Annotated in this window: 17 protein-coding genes; 9 read left to right on the forward strand and 8 right to left on the reverse strand. The window is 66.0% G+C overall.

What is annotated here, in order from left to right; all coding sequences use genetic code 11:
- Positions 1 to 3: 3 nt before the first annotated feature.
- From LDB29_RS09445 to LDB29_RS09480, 8 genes are all read left to right on the forward strand, one after another.
- Positions 4 to 2,082, forward strand: a complete 2,079-nt coding sequence (locus LDB29_RS09445) for a transglycosylase domain-containing protein (RefSeq protein ID WP_025550044.1) — start codon at positions 4 to 6, stop codon at positions 2,080 to 2,082.
- Between the two features lie 118 nt (positions 2,083 to 2,200).
- On the forward strand, positions 2,201 to 2,623 hold the full coding sequence (locus tag LDB29_RS09450; RefSeq protein ID WP_025550045.1) for an iron-sulfur cluster assembly scaffold protein: 423 nt from the start codon (positions 2,201 to 2,203) through the stop codon (positions 2,621 to 2,623).
- The gene (locus LDB29_RS09455) at positions 2,623 to 4,443 is read left to right on the forward strand and encodes a monovalent cation:proton antiporter-2 (CPA2) family protein (RefSeq protein WP_025550046.1); all 1,821 of its coding nucleotides are present in this window, start codon (positions 2,623 to 2,625) and stop codon (positions 4,441 to 4,443) included. The genes LDB29_RS09450 and LDB29_RS09455 overlap by 1 nt, the downstream gene beginning before the upstream one ends.
- Positions 4,440 to 4,766, forward strand: coding sequence for a DUF423 domain-containing protein (locus LDB29_RS09460; protein WP_025550047.1), 327 nt, complete (start codon positions 4,440 to 4,442; stop codon positions 4,764 to 4,766). Before LDB29_RS09455 ends, LDB29_RS09460 begins: the two co-directional genes overlap by 4 nt.
- A 52-nt stretch (positions 4,767 to 4,818) precedes the next feature.
- Positions 4,819 to 5,289, forward strand: a complete 471-nt coding sequence (locus LDB29_RS09465; protein WP_025550048.1) for a Fur family transcriptional regulator — start codon at positions 4,819 to 4,821, stop codon at positions 5,287 to 5,289.
- A 106-nt stretch (positions 5,290 to 5,395) separates the two neighbouring features.
- The gene (gene dxs, locus LDB29_RS09470) at positions 5,396 to 7,330 is read left to right on the forward strand and encodes a 1-deoxy-D-xylulose-5-phosphate synthase (protein ID WP_193666797.1); all 1,935 of its coding nucleotides are present in this window, start codon (positions 5,396 to 5,398) and stop codon (positions 7,328 to 7,330) included.
- Between the two features lie 65 nt (positions 7,331 to 7,395).
- A complete protein-coding gene (locus tag LDB29_RS09475) occupies positions 7,396 to 7,851 on the forward strand; it encodes an SRPBCC family protein (RefSeq protein WP_025550050.1) in 456 nt (151 codons plus the stop codon).
- Complete coding sequence (locus tag LDB29_RS09480; RefSeq protein ID WP_025550051.1) at positions 7,838 to 8,167, forward strand: helix-turn-helix transcriptional regulator; 330 nt, start codon at positions 7,838 to 7,840, stop codon at positions 8,165 to 8,167. Before LDB29_RS09475 ends, LDB29_RS09480 begins: the two co-directional genes overlap by 14 nt.
- A 16-nt stretch (positions 8,168 to 8,183) precedes the next feature.
- Here the strand turns inward: LDB29_RS09480 and LDB29_RS09485 are convergent, their stop codons facing one another.
- The 8 genes from LDB29_RS09485 to gpmA form a co-directional block, all read right to left on the reverse strand.
- A complete protein-coding gene (locus tag LDB29_RS09485; RefSeq protein ID WP_025550052.1) occupies positions 8,184 to 8,594 on the reverse strand; it encodes a DUF3035 domain-containing protein in 411 nt (136 codons plus the stop codon).
- Positions 8,594 to 9,109 carry a signal peptidase II gene (gene lspA, locus LDB29_RS09490; RefSeq protein ID WP_025550053.1) on the reverse strand — a complete coding sequence of 172 codons (516 nt, stop codon included), beginning with the start codon at positions 9,107 to 9,109 and terminating at the stop codon, positions 8,594 to 8,596. Before lspA ends, LDB29_RS09485 begins: the two co-directional genes overlap by 1 nt.
- A gap of 58 nt (positions 9,110 to 9,167) precedes the next feature.
- Entirely contained in the window at positions 9,168 to 12,065 is a 2,898-nt protein-coding gene (gene ileS, locus LDB29_RS09495; protein WP_025550054.1) for an isoleucine--tRNA ligase, read from the reverse strand.
- A gap of 122 nt (positions 12,066 to 12,187) precedes the next feature.
- Positions 12,188 to 13,126, reverse strand: a complete 939-nt coding sequence (locus LDB29_RS09500) for a bifunctional riboflavin kinase/FAD synthetase (RefSeq protein WP_044662502.1) — start codon at positions 13,124 to 13,126, stop codon at positions 12,188 to 12,190.
- Between the two features lie 8 nt (positions 13,127 to 13,134).
- Entirely contained in the window at positions 13,135 to 13,662 is a 528-nt protein-coding gene (locus tag LDB29_RS09505; protein WP_025550055.1) for a dihydrofolate reductase, read from the reverse strand.
- A gap of 132 nt (positions 13,663 to 13,794) precedes the next feature.
- Positions 13,795 to 14,865, reverse strand: a complete 1,071-nt coding sequence (locus tag LDB29_RS09510; RefSeq protein ID WP_025550056.1) for a 5-(carboxyamino)imidazole ribonucleotide synthase — start codon at positions 14,863 to 14,865, stop codon at positions 13,795 to 13,797.
- 1 nt (position 14,866) lies between these two features.
- On the reverse strand, positions 14,867 to 15,361 hold the full coding sequence (gene purE, locus LDB29_RS09515; protein WP_037483210.1) for a 5-(carboxyamino)imidazole ribonucleotide mutase: 495 nt from the start codon (positions 15,359 to 15,361) through the stop codon (positions 14,867 to 14,869).
- 99 nt (positions 15,362 to 15,460) lie between these two features.
- Positions 15,461 to 16,147, reverse strand: coding sequence for a 2,3-diphosphoglycerate-dependent phosphoglycerate mutase (gpmA, locus tag LDB29_RS09520; RefSeq protein ID WP_025550058.1), 687 nt, complete (start codon positions 16,145 to 16,147; stop codon positions 15,461 to 15,463).
- A gap of 155 nt (positions 16,148 to 16,302) precedes the next feature.
- Between gpmA and sppA the strand changes: the two genes are divergently transcribed.
- Positions 16,303 to 18,204 carry a signal peptide peptidase SppA gene (gene sppA / locus LDB29_RS09525; RefSeq protein ID WP_025550059.1) on the forward strand — a complete coding sequence of 634 codons (1,902 nt, stop codon included), beginning with the start codon at positions 16,303 to 16,305 and terminating at the stop codon, positions 18,202 to 18,204.
- The last annotated feature ends 69 nt before the right edge of the window (positions 18,205 to 18,273 follow it).

Below are 18,273 nucleotides of genomic sequence, written 5' to 3' on the forward strand. Positions count from 1 at the left end.
AGCATGACCGAAGCGATGAAAGATCCCCTGCCCCTTTCCGACCCTGACGCCCTGCCGCCCCGCGCCTTCGGCGCGGGACCGCCCAGCGCCTTCGCGCCGCCGCGGCCATGGAAGCGCCGGGTGCAGATAGCCGGATGGGTGGTCGCGGCGCTGCTGGCCCTGCTGATGATCCTCATCGCCTGGCTCGCGGTGACGGCCCCCATGTCCCGATCCCTGAAGCCCATCGCGCCCCCCAGCATCAGCCTGATGTCGGCGGACGGCCATCTGATCGCGCGGCGCGGCGCGATCATCGACAAGCCCGTCACCGTCGCGGCCCTGCCCAAGCATGTGCCGCAGGCCTTCATGGCGATCGAGGACCGGCGATTCTATGACCATTGGGGCGTCGATCCACGAGGCATAGCGCGGGCGGCCTGGCACAATCTCTGGTCCAGCGGCTCCTCCCAGGGCGGCAGCACGATCACGCAGCAGCTTGCCAAGGGCGTGTTCCTCTCCAGCGACCGGACCTTCGGGCGCAAGGCGCGGGAGGCGCTGATCGCCTTCTGGCTGGAGGCGTGGCTGACCAAGGACCAGATATTGGAGCGCTATCTGTCCAACGTCTATTTCGGGGACAATGTCTATGGCCTGCGGGCCGCGTCCCTGCACTATTTCAACCGCCAGCCGGAACGGTTGACCATCCCCCAGGCGGCGATGCTGGCGGGGTTGCTGAAGGCGCCATCCCGCCTTGCGCCGACCACCAATTTGAAGGGCGCGCGCGACCGCGCCGCCCTGGTGACGCAGGCGATGGTCGAGGCAGGCTACATCACCAAGGCGGAACGCGACGCCCTGCCCCCGGCGCGGCTCAACGTGCATGAAGCGCCCGATCCGACCAGCGGCACCTATTTTGCGGACTGGGTGCTGCCGCAGGCGCGGGACAGGGCCGGCGCGGTCTATGGCGCGCAGAATGTGGCCACCACGCTCGACTGGCGCATCCAGCGGCTGGCGGAGGCCGCGATCCGCCGCGCGCCGCTGGGCAAGGCGCAGGCCGCCCTGGTCGCGATGAAGCCCGATGGCAGCGTGGTCGCGATGGTCGGCGGCAGGAATTACGGCGAGAGCGCCTTCAACCGCGCCGTCCAGGCGAAGCGGCAACCGGGTTCCACCTTCAAGCTGTTCGTCTATCTCGCCGCCTTCCGGGCCGGCATGACGCCCGACGACTTCATCGAGGACACGCCGATCACCACGGGCAGCTATCGCCCGACCAATCATGGCGGCAAATATCGCGGGCGGATCACATTGCGGCAGGCCTTCGCCGCGTCCAGCAATGTTGCCGCGGTACGGCTGACGCAGAAGGTGGGTGTCGACAATGTCATCAAGGTGGCGCGCGATCTGGGCGTGACGGCCCCCTTGACGGAGGATTTGAGCCTGGCGCTCGGCACGTCGGAAATACCGCTCGTCGAACTGACGGAGGCCTATGCGGCGGTGGCTGCGGGCGCCTATCCGGTGCTGGCGCACGGCCTGCCGCCGGAGGAGCAGGGCTGGTTCGACCGGCTGATGAGCCGCCAGAAGCATTTCAGCGACGACCAGTTGGAGATGATCCGCGACCTCCTGTCCTCCGCCGCCAATCGCGGCACCGGCAGCGCGGCCGCGCTTCGCACCAGCACCTTCGGCAAGACGGGGACGACGCAGGACAGCCGCGACGCGATCTTCGTCGGCTATGCGGGCGGGCTGGTGACGGCGGTGTGGATCGGCAATGACGATAATACGCCCCTGCCCGGCGGCGCGGCGGGCGGCGGCGTGCCCGCCCGCATCTGGCGGACCTTCATGGCGGGCGCGATCAACGAACCGGTCGAGGATGCGCCGGAGGAAAGCAGGGACAGCGATCTGGTCAACGCCATAGCCAATGTCGCGACGGAGGCCGGGCTCGGCAATATGAGCGTGGGCCTGGATACGGAGGGGGTGACGGTGAATATCGGCGGCGGCCAGCTTCGCCTGCCCATCGACCAGCCGCAGGGGCCGCCGCCCGGCGTGCCCGGACCGCAGCCGGGCGCGCCGCCGCCGCGCGTGATCGTTCCGGCCAGTCCCGGGACCACCGATCAACAGCCCTGATGGCGGCGGAATGGATGCGCGCCCGCCTGCGCCGACGCATGCAATATTTTCCCGCCGGCGCCATGCACGACCCCTTCCGCCCTTTCTCCTGAACGCATCCTGCCCTACATGGATCGGAATGAGCGCCCCCCTCTACAACAAGGACATTTTGCGGCTGGCCGCGAACATACCCCATCACAAGCGGCTGCCCGACGCGCAGGCCAGCGTCGAGAAGCGCTCGCCCACTTGCGGGTCGCGCGTGACCGCCGACGTCAGGATGGAAGATGGCCGGCTGGCCGATATGGGGCTGGACGTGAAGGCCTGCGCGCTGGGGCAGGCCTCCGCGGCGCTGATGGCCGCGCAGGCGATCGGCCTCACCGCCGGCGAACTGGCGGAGGCGCGGGACCGGCTGACCGCCTATCTGGCGGGGGAAAGCGATGAGCTGGATTTCTGGCCGGGGCTGGCCGTGCTCGCGCCCGCCCGCGATTATCCGGCCCGCCACGCCTCCATCCGGCTGGGCTTCGAAGCCATTGCCGAAGCCGCGCGCATGGCCGACGCCTGATGCAGGGGCAGACTGGGCCAACTGCTGCGGTACCTGTTTCCGCCACCGATATATTGTTGTCGGAGGGCGTGATCCTGCTGGGCGCGGCAGTGCTGTTCGTCATGCTGTTCCGTCGCCTTGGGCTGGGCGCCGTGCTGGGCTATCTGGTTGCGGGCGCACTTGTGGGTCCGCAGGGCCTGAGGCTTGTCGGCGGAGCGGAATCGAAGCTCGCCATAGCCGAGATCGGCATCGTGCTGCTGCTGTTCCTGGTGGGCCTCGAACTGCATCCGGCCCGGCTCTGGCGGCTGAAGCGCGACATCTTCGCGCTCGGCATGGCGCAGGTGGTGCTGTGCGGATGCGCGCTGACGGCGATCATCTTCTACACGACCGGCTTCACCTGGGGGGCGGCCATTGCGCTGGGGCTGCCGCTGGCGCTTTCCTCGACGGCGCAGGTGCTGCCCGGCCTCAAGAGCAGCGGCCGGATCAATTCGCCCTTTGGTGAAAAGGTGTTCTCGATCCTGCTGTTCCAGGATCTTTCCATCGTCCCGCTGATCACCATCGTCGCCGCGCTGTCCCGCAACCCGGCCGATGCGGCCGGTCCGCCGGGATGGCTGATGGCGGGCTATACGGTGGCCGCCATCGCCGGGCTGGTCCTGACGGGCCGCTTCATCCTGCGGCCCCTGCTCCATCTGGTCGGGCGGCTGGGGGAGCGGGAGCTGTTCGTCGTCGTCGGCCTGTTCACCGTGCTGGCGGCGGCCGCGCTGATGCACGCGCTGCACCTTTCGACCGCCCTCGGCGCCTTCGTGGCGGGCGTGATGCTGGCCGATTCGCCCTATCGCCATGAGATAGAGGCGGATGTCGAACCCTTCCGCTCGATCCTGCTCGGCCTGTTCTTCCTGGCGGTCGGCATGGTGCTGGACCTGTATGCGGTGGCCGCCAATCCGCTGTTCGTCATCGGCATGGCGGCGATATTGGTGCTGACCAAGGCGGCGCTGATTACCGGCCTTGCCCGATTGTTCGGCATGGAATGGAACCAGGCCATCGGCTCCGGCCTGCTGCTGAGCCAGGGGGGCGAATTCGGCTTCGTGCTGTTCGCGCAGGCGCAGAGCGCTTTGCTGATCGCTCCCCAGGCCGCCAGCCTGTTCAGCGCCATCGTCACCTTCTCCATGGCGACGACGCCCTTCCTGATGCTGTTCGCGCGCAAGCTGGAATTCGCCAGGCCCAAGGCAAGGCCGGACCTGCCCACGCCCGAGGAGGCGCCGCGCGGCACGGCGATCATCGTCGGCTATGGCCGTTTCGGGCAGACCGTCGCGCAGATGCTGATGGGCCATGGCTTCGGCGTCGTGCTGATCGACAAGAAGCCGTCGCAGATCGAAGTGTCCAGCCGCTTCGACATGAAGGTCTATTATGGCGACGGCACGCGCATCGACCTGCTGCGCCGTTCTGGCGCGGAAGAGGCGCGGCTGATCGCCTTCTGCATCGACGATCCTTCGCTCGACGGCCGGGTGCTGGAACCGATAGCCGAGGCTTTTCCGCAGGCGGCGCTGGTGGTACGCGCCTTCGACCGGCGGCAGTTGCTGGCGCTCAAGGACATGGATCTGGCCGGCGTCGTGCGCGAAGTGTTCGAATCCGCCATCTGCATGGGCGTTTTGGCGATGCAGGCGCTTGGCGTTCCGCCGGAAGAGGTCGAGGAAGTGGAGCGTCAATATCGCCGCAATGACGAACAGCGCATGGCGCTCCAGATGGAGCATGGCAATCTGATGGCGGCGAAGGAGCTGATGTATCGGCCCGGCAGGCAAATGCGCCTGCTGGCGCGCGGCGATGGGGAGGAAGAGGCATGATCGCGGTTCTGGCTGCATTATCGGCGGCCGTGGCGATAGCGGCGGGCGCCTTCGGCGCGCATGGCGCGGCCAGCCCGCAGGCGGCGGAGTGGCTGCGCACCGGCGGGCTCTATCAGCTCGTCCATGCGGTAGGCGCGCTCGCCATCATGGGGGTGGCGCGGGGTCCGGCGGCGCTGCATCTTGGCGGAGCGGCGATCTTCGCCTTCACCCTCTACGCCATGGCCCTGGGCGCTCCCAAATGGCTGGGCGCAGTCACGCCCGTCGGAGGGACGCTGATGATCGCCGGCTGGATATGGGCGGCGTGGATCTACTGGCGCGGCTGACGGACCGCGCCCGCCACTTGCCCCCGCATTAACCCAGGCTTAGATTGAACCCATGGCCGACCATCATCATCACGACCATCATGAACCGTCGAGCGACAGTCTCGCGGATGCCGCCCGCGCCACGCTGGAGGCGAGCCAGGAACAATGGACGCCGATGCGCGCGGCCATTTTCGATGCGCTGGCGGCGGAGGAAACCCCCGCATCCGCCTATGACATAGCCGACAGCGTGTCCAAGGCGCGGGGCAAGCGGGTGGCGCCCAACAGCGTCTATCGCATCCTCGACCTGTTCGTGAACAACAACATCGCGATGCGGGTGGAAAGCGCCAATGCCTATATCGCCAATGTGCATCCGGGCTGCCATCACGACTGCATCTTCCTGGTATGCACCCGCTGCAGGCAGGCGACGCATGTCGACGACGACAAGGTGACCGACAAGGTCCGCGCAGTGGCCCGGGGCGAGGGTTTTCAGCCGGATCGCCCCGTCATCGAGATATTGGGCATCTGCGCCAAATGCGCCGCGTGATGGCGTTGCGCTTTCGCCCGGAACGGCCCAGAGCATTTTCGAAGCGGATGCGATCTGCTGACTCGGAAAATGCGGCAAGCAGGGAACTTCCTGCGTTCGGGAGTCTATGTCTTTCATGAACGATCGTCCTTCCACCCCGCTGCTCGACCAGGTCGTCTGGCCGGCGGACCTGCGCAAGCTGCAACCGGGCCAGCTTCGGCAACTGGCCGACGAGCTGCGGCAGGAGGTGATTTCCGCCGTCGGCGTGACCGGCGGTCATCTGGGTTCCGGCCTGGGCGTGGTGGAACTGACGACCGCCATCCATTATGTGTTCGATACGCCGAACGACAGGCTGGTCTGGGACGTCGGCCATCAATGCTATCCGCACAAGATCCTGACCGGACGGCGCGACCGCATCCGCACGCTGCGTCAGGGCGGCGGTCTCAGCGGCTTCACCAAGCGGGCGGAGAGCGAGTTCGATCCCTTTGGCGCGGCGCATAGCTCGACCTCGATCAGCGCGGCTCTCGGCTTTGCCGTGGCGAACAGGATGAAGGGTCAGCCCGGCAAGGCGATCGCCGTCATTGGCGACGGCTCCATGTCGGCGGGCATGGCCTATGAGGCGATGAACAATGCGCGGGAGGCCGGGAACCGGCTGATCGTGATCCTGAACGACAACGACATGTCGATCGCGCCGCCGGTCGGCGGGCTGTCGGCCTATCTGGCGCGGCTGGTGTCGAGCCGGGAGTTCCTTGGCCTGCGCGACCTTGCCAAGCGGCTGGCCCGGCGGCTGCCCCGCCCCCTTCACAATGCGGCGCGCAAGACCGACGAGTTCGCGCGCGGCATGGCGATGGGCGGCACGCTGTTCGAGGAACTGGGCTTCTATTATGTCGGCCCCATCGATGGGCATAATCTCGACCAGTTGATCCCGGTGCTGGAGAATGTCCGCGACGCGGCGGAGGGGCCATGCCTCGTCCATGTCGTGACGCAGAAGGGCAAGGGCTATGCCCCGGCGGAGGCGGCGGCGGACAAATATCATGGCGTGCAGAAGTTCGACGTCATCACCGGCGCGCAGGCCAAGGCGCCTCCCGGTCCGCCCAGCTATACCGGCGTCTTCGCCCAGGCGCTGATCGCGGAGGCGGAACGCGACCCGGCGGTATGCGCGATCACCGCCGCCATGCCGTCGGGAACGGGGCTGGACAAGTTCGGCGCCGCCTTTCCCGACCGGACGTTCGACGTCGGCATTGCGGAACAGCATGCCGTGACCTTTGCCGCCGGGCTTGCCGCGCAGGGCATGCGCCCCTTCTGCGCCATCTATTCGACCTTCCTGCAACGCGCCTATGATCAGGTCGTCCATGACGTGGCGATCCAGAATCTGCCGGTGCGCTTCGCCATAGACCGGGCCGGCCTCGTCGGTGCCGACGGATCGACCCATGCGGGCAGTTTCGATGTGACCTATCTTGCCAGCCTGCCCAATTTCGTCGTCATGGCGGCAGCGGACGAGGCGGAACTGGTCCATATGGTCCACACCTGCGCCCTGCACGACGATGGGCCGATTGCGGTGCGCTACCCGCGCGGCAACGGCACGGGCGTCGCCCTGCCCGCCACGCCGGAAAGGCTGGAAATCGGCAAGGGCAGGATCGTGCGGGAAGGACGGCAGGTCGCGATCCTGTCTCTCGGAACCCGGCTGGAGGAGGCGCTGAAGGCGGCGGAAACGCTGGAGGCCAAGGGACTGTCCACGACCGTGGCGGACCTGCGCTTCGCCAAGCCGCTGGACGAAGCGCTGATCCGCAGGTTGCTGACCACGCATGAGGTTGGCGTCACCATAGAGGAAGGCTCGGTCGGCGGGCTGGGGGCGCATGTGCTGACATTGGCTAGCGATCAGGGGTTGATCGACAACGGTCTCAAGCTGCGCACCATGCGCCTGCCCGACATCTTCCAGGATCAGGACAAGCCGGAAAAGCAATATGCCGACGCCCGTCTGGACGCGAGCGCCATAGTCGACACGGTGCTGACGGCCCTGCGTCATAACAGCGCCGGGATCGGAACCGAAGTCCGGGCATAATAAGCAACCAAAAGGTTGCATGATGGAGGTTATGAGTGCATATGGGCAATCCGGAGGTTGCCTATATGCCTGATTCCATCACCAAGACCATCGAGATCGCCGCCCCTGTCGAAAGGGTGTGGGACGCGCTGATCGATCATGAGAAGTTCGGAAGTTGGTTCCGGGTCGCTCTCGATCAGCCCTTTGCCGTGGGGGCGGCTTCGACCGGATATATGACCTATCCGGGATATGAGGATTATCGCTGGGAAGCGCGGGTCGTGGCGATCCAGCCGATGACGCGCTTCGCCTATGAATGGCCGGCGACCGGCGGCGACAAGGAATTGATGGAAAGCGGTGTGGCCGTGTCCGAATGGACGCTGGTCGAATTCATGCTGGAGCCGACCGCCCTGGGCACCCGGCTGACGGTCACGGAAAGCGGCTTCGACAAGGTTCCCGAACCCCGGCGAAGCAATGTCATGCGGGACAATGAAGGCGGCTGGGCGGAGCAGGTGAAGAATATTCGCGACTATGCCGAGCATTGACGCTGCCCCAGCCCGACTTTTCGCGGCCTTGGGAGATGCGACGCGGCTGGGCATGATCGGGCGGCTTGCCGACGGCGGAGAGCGTTCGATCGGTCAGTTGGGCCATGGATTGCCGATCAGCCGCCAGGCGGTGGCCAAGCATCTGGATGTGCTGCTTGGCGCCGGACTCGTCACGCGGACCAGGGCCGGGCGCGAGGCGCTGTTCAGCCTGCGGCCCGAGGGTATCGCAGAGGCCAGGGACTGGCTCGCCAAGGTCGGCAGTCAATGGGATGGGACTTTGGGCCGGCTCAAGGATTTCGTCGAGAGCCAGCCCTGAATTCCGGTTTTTCCGATTATTGCGGAGTGGCCGCGCGGGCGTCCTGACCGTCGCCTTCGGGGGCGGCGATGATGTCGCGGGTGGTTGCGCCCTTTTCGACCACTTCGGTCGCCGGATCGCCGGCGGAGGAACGAATGCCCGCGGCGGCATTGGCGCGGCCGGCCGCGTTCAGAGTGGCGCTTTCGCCCGGGCTGCGGGCAGCGGGGCCGCCGAACATGGCGTCCATTGCAGCCTTGCTCGAATCGACCGACGCGGCGGCAGGCGTGCCGGGCGCGGGCGGAACCAGCGCGAAATCAGGCGGGATCACGAGCGGAGCCTGGCGCGAAACGGCAAATTCGTCGGGACGCGACCGGTTGAAAAGGCCGCCGCCACCGCCGCAAGCGGACAGCATGGAAATCAGGCCAGCGGCGAGGATCAGTTTACGCATCAGTTCATTGACTCCGTCTTTGCGCCCTTCTCGCGCAGCAGAAGCGCCCGCGCAAGCAGGATCAGCACGCCGAAAGTGATGGCTGCATCGGCCAGGTTGAAAATCAGGAAAGGCCGCCACTCCCCGAAATGCAGGTCGGCATAGTCGACCACATAGCCCAGGCGCATGCGGTCGATGATGTTGCCGATGGCGCCACCCAGGACGAGGCCGAGCGCCGCGACGTCCTGACGCGCCTTTTCGCGCCACATCCACACGGCCACGAAACCCGCGATCAGCATGGTCATGCCGACCAGTATCCAGCGCATCATGTTCGTGTCAGCGTGGAAGAAGCCCATGGAAACGCCGCGATTTTCCAGCCAGCGCAGGCGGAAGATCGGCAGGATTTCAATGCCGTCGTCCATCCGGCTTTTCAGCGCGAGGGGATAGGTGACGGTATACTTGACGAGCTGGTCGAGCACGAGCGTAACGGCCGCGACGATCAGGCCCAGAGGGCGATGGTGGACGGAATTTGGCATCAATTAGTGCTCAACCTGCATAACTTGGTCCCCCCGTGCACTGGCAAGCGCTTCATGCTCACGCCGACAAAAGCTCGTCGCAGCGGTTGCAGAGCGCGCCGTCTTCCTCGACCTCCGGCAGCAGGCGCCAGCAGCGGCCGCATTTGTGCCAGTCGCTGGGCTTGACGACGATGCCGTCGCCCTTGCCCATTTCGATGCGGGCGACGATGGCGATTTCAGCGAAGTTCACACCGTCACTGGGGACCAGTTCACCCATGGTGACATCGGCTTCCAGGCTGGAGCGGATGACCTTTTCGCGGCGGAGAGGCTCGATGGCTTCGTTGACCTGATCGCGCTGGTTGCGGATCTCCGCCCATTTGTCGTCCAGGCTCTGGTCGAGCCATGCCGCATCGACGGTCGGCCATTCCAGGAAATGCACGCTTTCTTCGGCATTTGGATAGCGGCTTTGCCACACTTCCTCAGCGGTGAAGGGGATGATCGGCGCGGCGTAGCGGACCAGCGCGTGGAACAGCGTGTCGAGCACGGTGCGGTAGGCGCGGCGCTTCGGGTCCGACTTCGAATCGCAATAGAGGCAGTCCTTGCGGATGTCGAAGAAGAAGGCCGAAAGGTCGCTGTTCGCGAAATCCATCAGTGCGCGGGTGTAGCGGCTGAATTCCAGCCAGTTCTCGCTGCCGGCCGCCTTGTCGACCACGCTGCGGAGATCGGCGTCCAGCCTTGCCAGCAGATGGAGCATGTAGCGCTCCAGTTCCGGCATTTCAGCGACGGGCAGCCTTTCCTCTTCGGAAAAGTCGGAAAGCGCGCCCAGCAAGTAACGGAAAGTGTTACGGAGTTTGCGATAGGCGTCGGACGAACCGGCCAGCACTTCCTTGCCGATGCGGACGTCGTCGAAATAGTCGGTGCTGGCGACCCAGACGCGCAGGATGTCGGAGCCGCTTTCGGCAATGACCTTCAGCGGATCGACGACATTGCCGAGGCTCTTCGACATTTTGCGGCCCTGCCCGTCCAGCGCGAAGCCGTGGGTGAGGACGGCGTCATAGGGCGCGCGGCCGCGCGTGCCGCTGCTTTCCAGCAGCGAGGACTGGAACCAGCCGCGATGCTGGTCGGAGCCTTCCAGATAGAGGTCGGCGCGGACGCCTTCGCCGTAACGGCCCTCCACCACGAAGCTGTGGGTCGAGCCGCTGTCGAACCAGACGTCGAGAATGTCGTTCACCACCTCATAGTCGTTGAGGTCGTAATCGGGGCCGAGCAGCGCCTGGTGGTCGGCGCCGAACCACGCATCGGCTCCCGCACCCCTGAACGCTTTGAGGATGCGGGAATTAACTGATTTATCAACCAGATAGTCGCCGGTCTTGCGATGGATGTAGAGGGCGATCGGGACGCCCCATGCGCGCTGGCGGCTGATCACCCAATCCGGGCGGCCCTCCACCATCGAGCGGATGCGGTTGATCGAGCGTTCCGGCACCCAGCGGGTGTGTTCGATGGAGTTGAGGGCGAGTTCGCGCAGGGTGGCGGCGTTGTCGCCCTCACCCTTCCCACCCGCTTGCGCGAGCGGGGCCCTTCCCTCTCCTACAAGGGGAGAGGGATTCTGGTCCATGGGGATGAACCATTGCGGGGTGCAGCGGAAGATGATCTTCGCCTTGGAGCGCCAGCTATGGGGATAGCTGTGTTTGAAGTCATCGGACGCAGCCAGAAGCCCGCCTGCTTCGCGCAGGTCGGTGCAGATGGGCCCTTCCCTGCCGACGAATTTCGGGTTGATGACGCTGCCCTGGCCGCCCAGCCAGAGCCAGTCTTCGCGATATTTGCCGTCATTTTCGACGGCGAAGACCGGGTTGATGCCGTTCGCCTTGCAGAGCGCGAAGTCGTCCTCGCCATGGTCGGGGGCCATGTGGACGAGGCCGGTGCCCGCGTCGGTGGTAACGAAATCGCCCGCGAGGAACGGGCGGGGTTTGGCGAAAAAGCCGCCAAGGGCGTGCATCGGGTGGCGGGCGACGGCTCCGGCGAGGTCGGCGCCTTTGCCGCGCCAGAGGATTTCTGCCTCAGGCGTCGCGGTGGAGGCGGCGTCGGGAGATGGGTTCCCGCCTTCGCGGGAATGACGCAGGAGGACGGAGGGGACGAGGGCTTCGGCCAGCAATAATTTGCGGCCGTCGCTTTCCACGAGGACATAATCGACTTCGGGGCCATAGGCCAAAGCCTGATTGACCGGGATCGTCCAGGGCGTGGTCGTCCAGATCACTGCATGCGCGCCGACCAGTTCGGGCGCGTTCGGGGCTTCGACAATCTCGAACGCTACGTCGACCTGGGTCGACACGATGTCCTCATATTCGACCTCCGCCTCGGCCAGCGCGGTCTTTTCGACCGGGGACCACATGACGGGCTTCGCGCCGCGATAGAGCTGGCCGCTTTCCGCGAATTTCAGCAGTTCGCCCACGATGGTGGCTTCGGCGTCGAACTTCATGGTGAGATAGGGATCGTCCCAGTCGCCCATGACGCCAAGGCGCTTGAACTGTTCCTTCTGCACGCCCACCCACCTGTCGGCATAGGCGCGGCATTCGGCGCGGAATTCCTGGGCCGGAACCTCGTCCTTGTTCTGCTTCTTCTTGCGATATTCCTCCTCGATCTTCCATTCGATGGGAAGGCCGTGGCAGTCCCAGCCGGGGATATAGGGCGCGTCATAGCCCAGCAACGACTGGCTGCGGACGATGATGTCCTTCAGCACCTTGTTCATCGCATGGCCCATATGAATGTCGCCATTGGCATAGGGCGGGCCGTCGTGGAGGATGAAGCGCCGGCGGCCCTTCCGCCGCTCCCGCAGCTTGCCGTAGAGGTCCATTTCCTCCCAGCGGGCCAGGATCGCCGGTTCCTTCTGCGCGAGGCCCGCCTTCATCGGAAAGTCGGTGACGGGCAGGAAGACGGTGCTCTTGTAATCCTGGGTTTCTTGGCGAGGCTGATCGGTCATTTTGGGTCCGGCGGTGAAATAATCCGTTCGTTCCGGCCTGCCGAACGATCGCGCTCTTCCTCAAGGAAAGAAAAGGGCTTCGACAGGCTCAGCCCGAACGGGTGAGAAATATGCCCGGTGCATTAGGCGAGGTGCGGCGTTCCCGCAAGGATTTGCCGCGCATCGTCGCAATCCTTCGCGATGGCGGCCATCAACGCGTCGAGGCCGTCATATTTCGCTTCAGGACGAAGATAGTGGATCAGTTGAACCTCGATCCGCTGGTCGTAGAGATTTTCGGCGAAGTCGAGGAAATGTGGCTCCAACAATTCCTTGGGCGGATCGAAGCTGGGACGGATGCCGAGATTGGCCGCACCGTCCAGCACGCGCCCGTCGGCCAGCAGCCCGCGCACGGCGTAGATCCCATAGGCCGGGCGCAGATAATGGCCAAGATCGATATTGGCCGTTGGAAAGCCGATGGTGCGGCCGAGCTTGTCGCCATGCTGGACCACGCCTTCAATGGCGAAGGGGCGGGTCAGCAGGCGGGTGGCGGTTGCGCAGTCGCCGGACTGGAGCGCCTTGCGGATGCGGGTGGAAGAGATGATCTCCCCATCCGCGCCGGTGACCGGGGGTACGGCTTCGGCGGCAAGGCCGAGCGGCGCGCCCAGTTGCGCAAGGCTCCGGGTGGAGCCCGCGCGGTCCTTGCCGAAGGTGAAATCCTCCCCCGTCACGACTCCGGCTACGCCCCAGTCGACCAGCAGGCGAACGAAGGAGAGCGGGTCCAGCGCGGCCAGTTCGCGGGTGAAATCGAACACCAGCATCGCGTCGGCGCCCGCGCGGGCGAAGAGGCGTTCCCGCTGGTCGAGGGTGGTCAGGCGGAACCAGGGGGTTTCCGGGCGAAAGAGCCGCATCGGATGCGGGTCGAATGTGGCGATGACAGCGGGCCTGCCCTGCGCGCGGGCAAGCTCTATGGCGCGGCGGGCCACGGCCTGATGCCCGGCATGAAATCCGTCGAAATTCCCCAGCGCCATGATGCTGCCGCGCAGATGCGCGGGCATCGGGGCGCCGCTGTGCAGCCGCTCCATGAGGGGCGCTATAGGCATGCGTCCGGCCGCTGGCAATGCGCGGCGGCGCGGAGGAAAGTGACGAAGCTGTAGGCGGGGCGGCCATTTTCGGCCGGATGGTCCTGCCGGGCGACTTCCCGCCAGTCGGCGGGATCGGGATAGGCGATGCGGGTGTCGCCTTCCGCATCCACATGGACCTCTGTGAGTTCGATGCGATGGGAGAAAGGCAGGAAGAGGCTGTAGATTTCCGCGCCGCCGATGACGGTGACGGTGGGCGATGCGGCCCTGGCGATGGCGTCCCGCGGGCTGTGGGCGGTTTCGGCGCCCTCCCCCCTCCATGCGCTGTCGCGGGTCAGGACGATATGGCGGCGGCCGGGCAGCAGGCCGGGAAGGCTGTCGAAGGTCTTGCGGCCCATGATCATCGGGTGGCCGAGGGTAAGCGCCTTGAAATGCCGGAGGTCGGCGGGCAGGCGCCAGGGCAGGTCGCCGTCCCGGCCGATCACGCCATTGTCGGCGCGGGCCAGGATGAGGAGGATTTCGGCGGTGGGACTGGTCATGCGGTTCGGGCCAATATTTGATCGATCACGACACCCATCCTGCGTTCGGGCGGAGCCTTTCGAAGCCCCCATCGCCTCCCCCTTTAAAGAGAAGTGAAGCCCTTCGACAAGCTCAGGGCGAACGATGAGAGGTTAGAGGGTCAGGCGGGTGACATGACCCATCTTGCGCCCGGGGCGGGCTTCATGCTTGCCATAGAGGTGCAGGTGATTGGCCGGATCGGACAGGATCTGCAGCCAGTCATTGGCCTCGACGCCGATCAGGTTGCGCATCTCCACCTTCGTCGCGGCGAGGCCGGTGTCGCCCAGCGGCAGGCCGCAGATCGCGCGGACATGATTTTCGAACTGGCTCGTCACCGCTCCTTCGATGGTCCAGTGGCCGCTATTGTGGACGCGCGGGGCCATTTCGTTGAAGACCGGGCCATTGGCGCTGGCGAAATATTCCAGCGTCAGGACCCCGACATAGTCGAGCGCGTCGGCGACTTTCGACGCCAGGGCGCGGGCTTCGGCAAGCTGGCCTTCGATCCGCGCGCCGGCGGGAACCGTCGAACTGTCGAGAATGCCGTCCCTGTGGACGTTGGCGGCGCTGTCCCAGAAGCGGATGTCGCCATGGGCGCCGCGCACGAGGATGACGGAGAATTCCTCCGCAAAGGTGACGAAGCCTTCGAGGATGGCGCTCTGGCGGCCAATGGCGTTCCACGCGCCGACCGCGTCGCCGGGATCGGAGAGGCGCGCCTGCCCCTTTCCGTCATAGCCCATGCGGTTGGTCTTGAGGATCGCCCTGCTGCCGATCTGGTCCAGCGCCTCTTCGAGATCGTCCAGGCTTTCGACCGGGGCGAAGGGCGCGGTGAGGCCGCCAAGGTCGCAGACGAAGCGCTTTTCCGCGAGGCGGTCCTGCGCCACGCGGAGCGCCTCCGCGCCGGGGCGGACGAGACCGTGGGTGGCGAGGACTTCGACCGCCGAGGGGTCGATATTCTCGAACTCATAGGTGACGACGTCGACGCTGTCTGCGAAGGCCGCCAGTGCGTCGGCATCCTCATAGGCGCCCTGCGTCCAGCGGGGAGAGACGTCGGCGGCGGGGCCGCTCGATTCCGGGGCGTATATGTGCGTGCGATAGCCAAGCTGCGCGGCGGCGATGGCGATCATCCGGCCCAACTGGCCGCCGCCTAATATGCCGATGGTGGAGCCGGGCGGGATGATGGTCATCTTATTCGGGGGTGTCCGCTACGTCGTTGGTCTGCTTTTCGCGCCAGGCGTCGAGGCGCTGCGCCAGCGCTTCGTCGGTGGTGGCGAGGATCGAGGCGGCGAAGAGCGCGGCGTTGATCGCGCCGGGCTTGCCGATGGCGAGCGTGCCGACCGGAACGCCGCCGGGCATCTGGACGATGGAAAGCAGGCTGTCCATGCCCTTCAGCGCCTTGGATTCCACGGGCACCCCCAGCACTGGCAGGCGCGTCATGGAGGCGGCCATGCCGGGGAGATGTGCGGCGCCACCGGCTCCGGCGATGATGACTTTCAGGCCCCGGCCGACCGCGCCGGTGGCATAGTCGTAGAGGCGCTGAGGCGTGCGGTGGGCGGAGACGACCTTGCATTCATGGGCGACGCCGAGGGCCTTCAGCGTCTCCGCCGCGTGGCGCATCGTTTCCCAGTCGGATCGGCTGCCCATGATGATGCCGACTTGCACGGCTTCGAGTGCCCCGGTCATTTCGCTTCGCACTTTCCCTGATATGCGGAAAGCAAAGCCCCTTAGCGGGAGGTTCGCGGAGGGGCAATGCTTCTTTCTTCCCCTGCGGGAGGGGCCTTTCTAGCGTTCCGACAGGTAGTAGCGGTCCCTGGCGGTCAGGTCGTCGGCGAGTTCATAGACGATGGGCTGACCGGTCGGGATTTCCAGTTCGGTGATCTCATCGTCGGGAATGTTCGAGAGATGCTTCACCAGCGCGCGCAGGGAATTGCCGTGGGCGGAGATGACGACGCGCTTGCCGGCCTTGAGGTCGGGGGCGATCCGCTCTTCCCAATAAGGCAGCACGCGGGCGATCGTGTCCTTCAGCGATTCCGTCGAGGGGATCGGAATGCCGGCATAGCGGCGGTCCTTCGACAGGTCGAACTCGCTGCCCGCCTCCAGCGGCGGCGGCGGCGTATCGAAGCTGCGGCGCCAGATCTTCACCTGCGCGTCGCCATGCCTGGCCGCCGTCTCCGCCTTGTTGAGGCCGGTAAGGCCGCCATAATGGCGTTCGTTGAGGCGCCAGTCCTTTTCGACCGGCAGCCACAGGCGGCCCATTTCCTCCAGCACCAGGTTCAGCGTCTTGATCGCGCGGGTCTGGACGGAGGTGTAGCACTGGTCGAAGTCCAGCCCCTTTTCCCTGAGCATGCGGCCGGCGGCGCGGGCTTCCTCCGCGCCCTTTTCGGTCACGTCCACGTCCCACCAGCCGGTGAAGCGGTTTTCGAGGTTCCAGGCCGACTGGCCGTGGCGGATGAGGACGAGCGTGGGCATGAAGCGTGTCTCCTGCACGAGAAACCAAGAATTGCGCCCTCCCATAGCGCGGGAAATATCCGACGCAAGCTTGCGCGGCCCCGGCCTGCCCCCACATTGCAGTCGGTCCGTCGATGGGATAGCCCACGCAGAAGCTGAAGGAAGGAACCGGCAACTTGGCATTTGTGAAGGGCGTGTGGCGCATATTGGTCGCCATCAAGGACGGGCTGGTGCTGTTGTTCCTGCTGATGTTCTTCGGGGCGCTCTATGCCGCCCTGTCCTGGTCGCCCAAGCCAGCGCAGAGCGTCGGCAGCGGCGCGCTGCTGCTGAAACTGGACGGGACCATCGTCGAACAGCCGTCGGAAATCGATCCGATGGCGCTGCTGTCGGGCGGGAGCGACCGGGCGAAGGAATATGGGCTGGCCGACATCGTTGCCGCACTGGATGCCGCCAGAGACGACAGGAAGGTGAAGGCCGTCGTGCTGAACCTGGACGGTTTCATGGGCGGCGGTCAGGTGGCGCTGGCGCGGGTGGGCAAGGCGCTGGACGCGGTGCGCGCGGCGAAGAAGCCGGTCTTCGCCTATGCCGCCATCTATAGCGACGACAGCTATCAACTGGCCGCGCATGCGAGCGAAAGCTGGGTGGACCCGCTGGGCGGCGTGGCGATCACCGGGCGCGGCGGATCGGGGCTGTATTACAAGGGGCTGATCGACAAGCTGGGGGTCAACACCCATGTCTATCGCGTCGGCACCTACAAGAGCTTCGTCGAGCCCTTCACGCGGACCGGCCAGTCGCCGGAAGCGAAGCAGGCCAATCAGGCGCTCGCCGATGCGCTGTGGGAGGATTGGCGGCAGGAAGTGGCCAAGGCGCGGCCCAGGGCGCGGCTGGCGGCCTATGTCGGCAATCCGGCGGCTCTGGCGGAGGCGGCTGGCGGCAATCTGGCGAAGGCGGCCTTGGGCGCCGGGCTGGTCGACCGGGTGGGCGACGAAGCGGCCTTCGGCGCGCGGGTGGCAGAGGTTGCGGGCGATGCGCCGGACGACAGGGCCGGGAATTTCGCCGCCATCGATCTTAAAAACTATATGAGGGCGCACAAGCCCGCCAATGACGGCGAGATCGGCGTGCTGACCATCGCGGGCGACATTGTCGATGGCGAGGCCGGGCCGGGCACGGCGGCGGGCGACACGATTTCGGCGCTGCTGCGCAAGGCGTTGGCGGACAAGGACCTGAAGGCGCTGGTGGTCCGGGTCGATTCGCCGGGCGGATCGGTGATGGCGTCGGAGAAGATCCGCAGCGCCATCATGGAAGCGAAGTCCGAAGGTCTGCCGGTGGTGGTGTCCATGGGCAATGTGGCGGCCAGCGGCGGCTATTGGGTATCGACGCCGGCCGATGTGATCTTCGCGGAGCCGGATACGATCACCGGTTCGATCGGCGTGTTCGGCATCATACCCAGCTTCGAGGGCACTCTGGCGAAGATGGGCGTCACCACCGACGGCGTGAAGACGACGCCGCTGTCGGGCCAGCCGGACATTGCCGGGGGCACCACGCCGGAGTTCGACCGGATCATGCAGATGGGGGTCGAGGATATTTACGGCCGCTTCGTCGGGCTGGTCGCGCAATCGCGCCGCAAGACCCCCCAGCAGATCGATGCCATTGCGCAGGGGCGCGTCTGGGACGGCGGCACGGCGCGGCAGATCGGCCTGGTGGATCGCTTCGGCGGGCTGGAAGAGGCGATTGCCGAGGCGGCGAGGCTGGCGAAGATCGATCCGGCCAAGGCCAGGCCCTATCGCATTGCCAAGGAACCGGACAAGTTCGCCGAATTCGTCCAGTCGGTCATGGATCGGGAGGATGAGGACGATGCCGGGGCCCCGTCAGCCATGGTCGGGCGCGACCTGCTCGGGCGGCAGGCGATCGTGCAGCGGAACTGGGCTTTGCAGGCCGTCGCCGATGTGCGCGCGCTGGTGAGCGGCGCGGGCGTGCGGGCCGATTGCCTGGAGTGCCGGGGCTATGGCGCGCCGCGGGTGGCGACGGCGGCGGATGAACGGGGGATGATGGCGCTGCTGCTTGGGCTGTGGCGGTGATGTGCGGTGCTGCTTGATGTGGCATGGGGATTGATGGGCAGTGGCGGACATTCCTTCTCCCTTGAGGGA

This window comes from Sphingobium sp. CFD-2 (assembly GCF_024611135.1).
Lineage (GTDB): Bacteria > Pseudomonadota > Alphaproteobacteria > Sphingomonadales > Sphingomonadaceae > Sphingobium > Sphingobium fuliginis.

Excerpts from the sequence above, each read along its gene's own strand:
- LDB29_RS09445 (WP_025550044.1), top strand. The coding sequence starts at position 4 with ATGACCGAAGCGATGAAAGATCCCCTGCCCCTTTCCGACCCTGACGCC.
- LDB29_RS09450 (WP_025550045.1), top strand. The coding sequence starts at position 2,201 with ATGAGCGCCCCCCTCTACAACAAGGACATTTTGCGGCTGGCCGCGAAC.
- LDB29_RS09455 (WP_025550046.1), top strand. The coding sequence starts at position 2,623 with ATGCAGGGGCAGACTGGGCCAACTGCTGCGGTACCTGTTTCCGCCACC.
- LDB29_RS09460 (WP_025550047.1), top strand. The coding sequence starts at position 4,440 with ATGATCGCGGTTCTGGCTGCATTATCGGCGGCCGTGGCGATAGCGGCG.
- LDB29_RS09465 (WP_025550048.1), top strand. The coding sequence starts at position 4,819 with ATGGCCGACCATCATCATCACGACCATCATGAACCGTCGAGCGACAGT.
- dxs (WP_193666797.1), top strand. The coding sequence starts at position 5,396 with ATGTCTTTCATGAACGATCGTCCTTCCACCCCGCTGCTCGACCAGGTC.
- LDB29_RS09475 (WP_025550050.1), top strand. The coding sequence starts at position 7,396 with ATGCCTGATTCCATCACCAAGACCATCGAGATCGCCGCCCCTGTCGAA.
- LDB29_RS09480 (WP_025550051.1), top strand. The coding sequence starts at position 7,838 with ATGCCGAGCATTGACGCTGCCCCAGCCCGACTTTTCGCGGCCTTGGGA.
- LDB29_RS09485 (WP_025550052.1), bottom strand. The coding sequence starts at position 8,594 with ATGCGTAAACTGATCCTCGCCGCTGGCCTGATTTCCATGCTGTCCGCT.
- lspA (WP_025550053.1), bottom strand. The coding sequence starts at position 9,109 with ATGCCAAATTCCGTCCACCATCGCCCTCTGGGCCTGATCGTCGCGGCC.
- ileS (WP_025550054.1), bottom strand. The coding sequence starts at position 12,065 with ATGACCGATCAGCCTCGCCAAGAAACCCAGGATTACAAGAGCACCGTC.
- LDB29_RS09500 (WP_044662502.1), bottom strand. The coding sequence starts at position 13,126 with ATGGAGCGGCTGCACAGCGGCGCCCCGATGCCCGCGCATCTGCGCGGC.
- LDB29_RS09505 (WP_025550055.1), bottom strand. The coding sequence starts at position 13,662 with ATGACCAGTCCCACCGCCGAAATCCTCCTCATCCTGGCCCGCGCCGAC.
- LDB29_RS09510 (WP_025550056.1), bottom strand. The coding sequence starts at position 14,865 with ATGACCATCATCCCGCCCGGCTCCACCATCGGCATATTAGGCGGCGGC.
- purE (WP_037483210.1), bottom strand. The coding sequence starts at position 15,361 with ATGACCGGGGCACTCGAAGCCGTGCAAGTCGGCATCATCATGGGCAGC.
- gpmA (WP_025550058.1), bottom strand. The coding sequence starts at position 16,147 with ATGCCCACGCTCGTCCTCATCCGCCACGGCCAGTCGGCCTGGAACCTC.